The sequence below is a fragment of the Shewanella olleyana genome, from assembly GCF_023283825.1.
GTDB classification, from domain to species: domain Bacteria; phylum Pseudomonadota; class Gammaproteobacteria; order Enterobacterales; family Shewanellaceae; genus Shewanella; species Shewanella olleyana.
In genome coordinates, this window is sequence record NZ_JAKILD010000051.1 from 1 (window position 1) to 9,724 (window position 9,724).

Below are 9,724 nucleotides of genomic sequence, written 5' to 3' on the forward strand. Positions count from 1 at the left end.
CATTCAAGGCTTAAAAACCGGTGACTCAGTCACTGATACGGTATTGATTCACTCCGTCGATGGCAACTCGCAAAAAGTGACTGTGACCATTAACGGCACTGACGACAAAGCGGTGATAGCGGGAACCTCAACAGCTAGCCTCACTGAAGATAAAGACCTTCATTCAGGCATCTCGTCACAAGAGCTTCGCGTCGATGGTGCCCTCACAGTCACCGATGTGGATAACGGCCAAAACCAATTCCAAGCAGAGTCGATTCAAGGCCAATTTGGTACCTTGAGTATCAATAATCTCGGCCATTGGATTTACACCGCTGACAATTCGGAAGCCAACATTCAAGGTTTGAAAACAGGTGATTCTGTCACCGATACCGTTATTGTGCATTCTGCTGACGGCACGAAACACAGCATCACGGTGACGGTTAACGGCACCAACGATGGTCCGGTCCTTAATACCATCACGGCGGCGACAGCCACCGAAGGTGATAACACTGCAACAACGGGCACGATTACGTCGACCGATATGGACACGGGCGATAGTGCAGTTTACACCACCAAGGCCGCGGCGGCTGGTTTTACCCTAAATACTGACGGCAGTTATACCTTCGATTCAACTAATGCGGTCTATAACGGTTTAGCACAAGGAGATACACATAAGATCACGATTCCTGTGACCGTTACAGATGCTTCAGGCGCTTCAGACCAAAAAGATCTAGTAATTACGGTAACGGGTTCGAACGACAAGCCAGCCCTCGATAGCATCCAAGTGCAAAACGCGACTGAAGATGGCAGCCAGGTAACCGGAACCATCACCTCAACAGACGTAGATGCGCATGAAACGGCAGCGTACACCGCGCCGAATATCGACGGCTTCAGTTTGGATCCAACAACAGGTGCATACACCTTCGACCCAAGCCATGCGGCATATCAACACTTAGCCTCGGGACAGGATCAGACCGTCACGATTCCGGTGACAGTGACTGATCAAAATGGCGGAACGGACACCCAAAACTTGGTGATCACGGTTCATGGTACCGCGGATAGCGCAGTGATTGCCGGAACCGACACGGGCAGTACTACGGAAGAGACGCAACTTCAAGCAGCGGGCACACTGACGATTACGGATAAAGACGCAGGTCAAGACCACTTCCAAAGCGGAAACATCGCAGCCGTTCACGGTACGCTGCACCTGAAGGCGAATGGTAGCTGGACCTACGATTTAGACAACAGCAATAAAGATGTTCAAGCTCTGGGAACAGGTAAAGCTGGTACCACTTCAAGCCTAACCGATATCATCGAAGTGAAAGGTGCCGATGGCACTTCACATCACATCACGGTGACGGTGAACGGCACCAACGACGGTCCGGTACTCAACACCATCACCGCGGCGACAGCCACTGAAGGTGATGCCACCGCCACAACAGGCACGATAACCTCAACCGACACAGACACGGGCGACAGTGCGGTTTACACCACTGCGGCCACCCCGGCAGGTTTTACGCTGAATACGGACGGCAGTTATACCTTCGATCCAAGCAATGTCGCTTATAACGGTTTAGCGGAGGGCGATACACAGAAGATTACGATTCCGGTGACAGTCACGGATGGCAGTGGCGGCACCGATCAAAAAGATCTCGTGATTACGGTCACGGGTACCAATGACAAACCGGTACTAGGAGCGATCACCGCACAGAGCGCGACCGAAGATGGGGCGACAGTAACGGGAACCATCACCTCAACGGATGTAGATGCACATGAAACTGCAGCTTACACCGCTCCTAATGTCGACGGCTTCAGTCTCGAGCCCGCAACAGGTGCATACACCTTCGATCCAAGCCATAGTGCATATCAACACTTAGCAGCAGGACAGGATCAGACCGTCACAATTCCGGTCACGGTTACCGATCAGAATGGTGGAACGGATACCAAGAATCTGGTTATCACCGTTCACGGTAAAGCTGATGCTGCGGTTATCAGTGGTGTTGACACAGGAAATATCACTGAAGATAAAAATGTTGGGCATAGCTCGGCGCAAACTATTGCTATTTCCGGTTCGTTGGTGGTTACCGACCCTGACGCCAGACAAGATCATTTCCAATATAGCCAGTTGGGCGAACAAGCAATTCATGACCCATTTCATGGAAGTTTACACATAACCCCACAAGGTAATTGGGGCTACTCGGTTAAAAATAGTGCCCTTCAATACCTTCATGAAGGGGATGTGGAGCATGTGGTCTACCGCGTGCATTCTGCAGATGGCACGTCACATGACATTACTATCACGGTGACCGGTACGAATGATGCACCAGTTCTAGCAGCTCAAACACAGTCCGTTATTGAAGATGGTAGCGCGCTTCAAGGGCAAATGCAGGCGACTGATGTCGATTACAATTCGCATTCGATGCTTTCTTTTGCCATTGCAAACCCTGTTGATGGTTTGAGCTTTAATACCGATGGCAGTTATACCTTTGACCCTGCTCATGCTTCATACCAACACCTTGGCGCAGGACAGGAACAAACGATTACTATTCCTGTGACGGTGACAGACGAGGCAAATGCAACATCAACACAAAATTTGACGATTACAGTCCATGGCACTAATGATGCTGCTGTGATTGGCGGAACCGATACCGGCGATCTCACTGAAGATATAACAACTTCAAATAATAGTTTGATAACCAGTGGACATTTGACTGTTTCTGACAATGATACCAATGAGTCAATTTTTCAAGTTAGTGGGACGGGTAATGGTGCGCAGGGAGTCCGTGAAAGGGGAAGCTTAGTTGTTAGTGATACTGGCTTAGGCAGTTACCGAATGCATGCTAATGGTGAGTGGGATTACATCGCGAATAACCAGAATCCAAAAATTCAAAGCCTGGCAGCTAACGAAGTGTTACGAGATACAATTACCGTCCATAGTGCAGATGGCACAACCCACGATATAGTCATCACTATTAATGGCACAAATGATGCGCCTACCGTTACCTCACATGTTCTAGCAGGAACGGAAGACACTGCCCATACATTCACCGCTAATGAGTTTGGTTTTACAGATGTCGATTCCGGGGCTGCACTTGATCATATAAGTATCACTGCATTACCTGATGCGTTAGAAGGAGTATTAACACTCAACGGCGTAGCAGTTGCAACGGGAGATAATGTAACCACCGCTGATATTGGTCACCTTGTTTTTACACCAGCAGCTAACTTTAATGGTGTCGCTAATTTTGGCTATACCGTTAACGATGGTTCGGCAAATTCGGCCCCAGCCACGATGCAACTGAACGTAGCATCAACTAATGATATATCCGTTATTAGTGGTGATACCTCTGGCACGTTAAACGAAGGTAATATCGGTGATACTACGACAGCAACAGGTCATTTAGCCATTACCGACGTAGATGTTACTGATACACCAACATTCCCCGATGTTGCTTCAACAGCAACTACTTATGGCCATATCGCTATGGTTAATGGGCAATGGAAATACACCGTTGATCAAAGCAAAATTCAAGATTTAGATCCTAATGATAATGATGCTACTAAGCATCAAGTTATCGATCATCATACTTTTACCGCCAGTGATGGTAGTACACAAGTTGTTGATATCGTCATCAAAGGTACTAATGACAAACCGATTATTGAATCCGCACATGCAGCTCCTGCCGGCTCATCAAATACCTTAAAGATTGATGACTTTGAAATGGTATCAACACCAACCGGCGCTAATATTGATGTTGCGCCCACTGATGCAGAAAATGCTGCACGTTGGGGAGCCGATCAAGTCGAGGTTGGGGTTGGTATGAAACTGGTAGGTTTGTACAAACCTGGTAGTGATCAAAATTGGATTCAATCAGGCCATGAGGCAACCATTACCACCGGCCATAGTGGTGCGGGTGGTTATAGTATGATTGATAGCCATGGTTGGTGGGCAGCGAATCACGTTCCCGATGCGGTTAATACAGGCTCTGGCGGGTCAACTGGACATGGAAATGCATGGACTGGCGGTATCGCAGTCTTCCAAGCTCCTGATGGCACTCAACATATCGGTATTGTTAACCGAGTGTGTGGAGGTGGCGGTAGTACAGAGCATGATTACCTTTATTTTCATAGCTATGCCAACCTTCATCCGGGTGCGTCAATCATTAAAGGTCAAGGCACCGCTGGCGAAACCATCACGGTTAAAGACGATCAAGGGCATACAATCACCACCGCCGTTGTTGATACTCACGGTCATTGGGAAGTGGCGGCTGCCGCGTTAGGAAACGGTCAGCACACTCTGCATATTGAAAATGCAGCAGGCCAATCATCACCCGATCGTATTTATGATATAAGTGGCAATACCGTTGCAGACAATACTCCAGCGGGCTTAACCGCTGATATCAAAGAAGATACCGCACATACGGTTATTAATGGCGAACTTAGAACCTCGGATGCTGATCACGGCGATAATCCAGCCTTTGTGGCTCAAGCAGATCACACTACGCAATACGGACACTTCTCCATTGATACAGCAGGGAAATATCATTACACCATCGACAATAATAACACTGCTGTTAATCATTTAGGCGTTAATCAAAGTATACAAGAGCATATCACCGTAACCGCCAAAACCGCAGACGGCGAAGTGGCCACCCATGATGTAGTTATTACCATCAACGGTTCTGTTGATGCGCCTACGTTAAGCGCGAGTGCTGCAACCGCGCAGCAAGGTTCATTAATTGCGTTAAATCTTCAAGCTGCACTCACAGATACAGGCGGTGATGCTGAAACATTAACCCTTAAAATAAGTGGTTTGCCAGACACCGCAACGCTTAATCACGGCACCTATGACAGCGTTGCTAAATATTGGGTACTGCATGCCAGTGATTTAAACGATTTAAAAGTCGACATGAAAGATCCCAATTTTCATGGCGACTTGCATTTTAATGTAACAGCAACCGCTACTTCAGGTGGTGAATCTGAATCCACCACGCAATCGGTTAGCTTGCATGTCAATGCGCCACCGGTTATCGCAAGTGCTATTATGAATACTGAAACAGAAGGCGCAACAGCAGCGACTATTGATTTACTGCAAGGTGCTACAGATCCTGATAATGCAGCACTCAGCATTGCATCGGTGACTTATGCTGTTGGTAGTGGTGCGTCAAGCGCTACCCTACCTGCAGGTGTAACGCTAGGCAGTGATGGTCATACCCTAACAATAGATCCAAGCCATGCTACTTTTAATCATTTAGCGGCAGGAACATCAGAAAGCATAGCGGTTAACTATCAGGTTACCGACGGCAGTGGTGGCTCAGTTAACCAAACAGCTACGCTAACGGTAACAGGTACTAATGATGCGGCTATTTTTGGTGGTGTTGCTACAGGCTCAGTAACTGACCAAACAGGCCTCTCAGCGACTGGCCAGCTAACCGTAACCGACGTTGATACAGGTCAGTCGAATTTCCAAGCGGCTACAGGCTTAACGGGGACACACGGTACACTTGATATAGATGCGAGTGGCCATTGGACTTATAGTCTAAACACGGGTGATGCAACAGTAAAAGCTTTAACGACGAACTCCCGCCCGATTACTGACCATGTGGCAATAGCGTCAGCAGATGGTTCTACCAAGATTATTGATATCACTATTCAAGGCACCAACGACACCCCAACAATCACGACGGTTGCGCTAACGGGGTCTGAAGATAAAGACTACACCTTCAGTGCCAGTAATTTTGGATTTACCGATGTTGATACGGGCGATACGTTAGCCCATGTCACCATTACCAATTTGCCAGACCCTACAGAGGGATTATTGTTACTCAACGGAGTTGCGGTCACGGCAAACCAAGATATTGATAATGCGGATATAAACCTTCTAACGTTTAAACCCACGGCTAATTTTAACGGCGATGTGCATTTTAAATATACCGTTAATGACGGAAGTGTAGATTCAACAGAAGCAACCGGCACACTCACAGTGGCAAGCGTGAACGACGCGACAAAAGTGGTTGGAACAATCAGCGCAACCACCGAAGACACTGATATCACTATTACTAAAGCTCAACTACTTGCAGGCGCAACCGACGCGGATGGTGACACTTTAGATATTAATAGCGTAAGTGTTAACGGCAGTCACGGTACGATAACCGATAATAAAGATGGCACGTGGACGCTTCATCCTGACACCAATTTTAAGGGAGATATCGCCTTAAGCTACAATGTTAACGACGGGCACGCCAATGTCGCCAATCACATGACGGTGGGAGTGTCATCGGTGACTGACGCTGCGGACATAAGCTTGTCTGTTTCGTCCGACAAAGGCTGGATGACGGATTCTGGTCATCATTTGTCCATCGATGCATTGCACAACCCAGATGGTTCAAGTGGCAGAGATGGCGGAACAACCCTGACCATTGAATTAGGGATAACGCTTGATAAGAGTGAGACTTACCACAATAGTGATGTGATAGCACAATACGGGACGCACCTTTCAAATAGTGCTGACGCCCAACTTCATTGTTACTCGGATGGCAGTGCTTATGGCGGGAAGGGAGTAACCCTGACAAATCCGCACAGTGTCACTATCTGGGTCGCTGGAATGGACCCCGTTGAAACCCACATTGACCTTACCGACGGCAAACCACACCGACTTACCGTGGTTGTTGATAACGATAACGCTCACGGTAAAGTGCCCACCACGTCGATATTCGATAATGGCCAGCCTGTACATTACGCTGGTGGCACAAGCTCTGAAAGTATGCCTCTTCACGAACTCGGAGGAAGTGGTTCGAATGAGCATTATCATGGTTTTTTAGCAAATGGAAATGAATTTGATACCGAGTTTACCTACGGTGGTGGTAATACGGCGGTACCGAAATTTATTGCAGCACGAGCAGGGTCTACTGAGCTATCCGTGGGCGGGGGGCGTAACCCGATATCTCTCGGAGATGGTACTCATGCAAACGGATATGAAAATGGTCATATTATTTGGCAAGCGGGATCGACCGATCACGGTGGTAATGTACCTCCTATAACGCCACTGGTTGCAACATTCGATCATGTCTCTGTTTCAAAGACTGCACTAACAGCCGCTCAGGTTGCTCATGGGCCACTGGGCGAACTAGGTCTTTCTGCAACCGAAGTTATAATTGACTTAGGAGTCGCTGGAGGAAAGCTTGTTGATCATAGTGGACACAACAGTGCCACTAACTTTGGCAGCCAACAGATAGCCGACAACCCAAATCATTTGACCATAAATGCTGCAGTTACACCTCACGATGCCGATGATGCACTACAGTCTGTCCTCCTTCATGGTCTGCCCATTGGCACGACGGTAAGTGACGGAACGCACACGCACACGATTGATGCGACAGATCAAAAAGATGGCCTAGACATTAAAGATTGGAAGTTAGGCTCGCTAGACGTTCAAATTCCAACGGGTGTTAACCATAACGCGATTATTACCGTAAATGCAGTAACTCAAAATGCCGATGGCACGACGGCTCATAGCGAATCATCGGCGCCGATTATCCTCGATCCAGCGCATGTTGGCGATATTATAATTTCTGCACCACCTATTCATGGGGTTGAAGATCAAGGGCCGTACAATCTTAACTTAACCGCTATTGATTTGACAGATACCCACGCGGCGATAACCTTCGCTGTTTCGGGCCTACCAGCAGGAGCGACATTAAGCGCAGGTAGCTATGATTCGAATACAAAAACCTGGACGATTACACCTAGCGAAGTGAACGGCTTGCAGATAACGCTGCCAAAAGACTTTAATGGCAGTTTTGACCCACATGTTGTTGCAACATCAAGCCGAACAGATGGCTCTCATCAAAGCGCAAATGCTGATGGTCGAGTAAACGTAGCCGCTGTTGATGACGCGGCCACATTTACTGGTGATGATAAATCAACAGAGATTCATGAAGACAATACTAATCACTTATATGTTTCTGGTCATATCATTCATTCTAATGAGCACCAATTAGTTGTTCATGATCCCGATGCAGGTGAAAACTTTATTGTATCAACAGGTAAAACAACAACCAATGCGCAAGCAAGCGATCATGGACAATGGGTGAAAGGTGATGGCGGTGTTGGGGAATTTGTAGTCAACGCTAATGGGAAGTGGGATTACAAAATAGATAATACTAATGCTGTAGTTCAATCACTAAAATCAGGTGAAAAATACACCGACACGATTACTGTTCACAGTAAAGACGGAACCAGCCATACACTAACCGTTGAAGTGGCGGGTACTGATGACAAACCAACCATTACCGTGGGAACTATTCAATCTGTTACAGAAGATGGCACCGCGACAGCAACGGGTACAGTAGCCACAACGGATGTTGATACCGGTGATACAGCTACAATGACAGCCATCACTAATCAAGCAGGTACTTATGGCCACTTAACCATGGGTACAGATGGACAATGGACCTACACCTTAGATAACAGCAGCGCTCAGGTACAAGGTTTAATACAAGGTCAAACGGAAACCGATACGTTTACCGTGACTTCAACCTCCACCGATGGTTCAGTTACTACCGAGCAGCTTGTTATTAATGTAACCGGCAAAGACGATGCCGCCGTTATCAGTGGCACAGACAGTGATTCAACGCTCATAGAAGATCAACATTTACAAAGTGGTAAATTACTTGAAACCAATCAGCATCAACTGACTTCTATTGATGTCGACGGCACCAATAATCTATTTCAGCCTACGGGTACATCGCACGGAACAGGTAGCGCAGCAACCGGCACTTGGGTAAACGGTGACAAGGGAGCAGGCCAGTTTATTCTTCATGCCGATGGCCGTTGGTTCTACAAAATAGACAATTCTGCCTCAGTGGTTCAAGGCTTGAAGTCGGGCGAAACGTTTGAAGAAACGCTTACCATACATAGCGCGGATGGAACTGCTCATACCTTGACTGTTCACGTAAATGGTAGCAATGACGGCCCAACTATCACTGCAATTGCACCTAACAGCACAACAGAAGATGGCGCAGTCTACACAGGCCAAATCGCTTCAACAGATCTCGATACGGGCGATACAGCAACTTATTCTACCGCATCTACACAGGGTGGATTTACACTAAATGCAAATGGGAGTTACAAGCTAGACCCAACCGACGCAAGCTTTCAGCACCTCAAAGCGGGTGAGATTGAAACCTTAACAATCCCCGTTACTGTTACCGATTCAGCAGGTGCGACGGATACTAAAGATTTAGTCATTACGATAACGGGCACCAATGATATGCCCACAATCAATGGAGTTGATACCGTTACGCTAAAAGAAGATATTGGTGCTAATCCGCAAAGTCATGAGCTGACTGCGACGGGTAAATTAGATATCACCGACGTGGATACCGGAGAGAGTAGCTTTATAAGTCATGGATTTAACAAAACGGCTCTGCAAGGTAGCTATGGGCATTTACAAGTCAGTCCAGATGGTGGCTGGAGTTATTCTACTGATAATACGCAAACTGCTATCCAAGCATTAGGGGCAGGAGATAAATTAACCGACACGATTACTGTGACGTCTAAAGATGGCACAACCCACGATATCGTCATCACGATTAATGGCACGAACGATGCCCCAACTATCAGTGGCGCAGATACAGGTGCGGTTACAGAAGATGTTGGTGCTAACTCTCAGAGTCATAATCTGTCTGTGACGGGTAAATTAGGTATTACAGACGTAGATACCGGAGAGAGTAGCTTTGAATAT

1 protein-coding gene is annotated in these 9,724 nt (G+C 47.3%); it reads left to right on the forward strand.

Going from position 1 to position 9,724, the window contains the following annotated elements:
• Positions 1-9,724: VCBS domain-containing protein (locus tag L2735_RS19550; protein WP_248986264.1), on the forward strand; the 9,724-nt coding region annotated here is incomplete at both ends.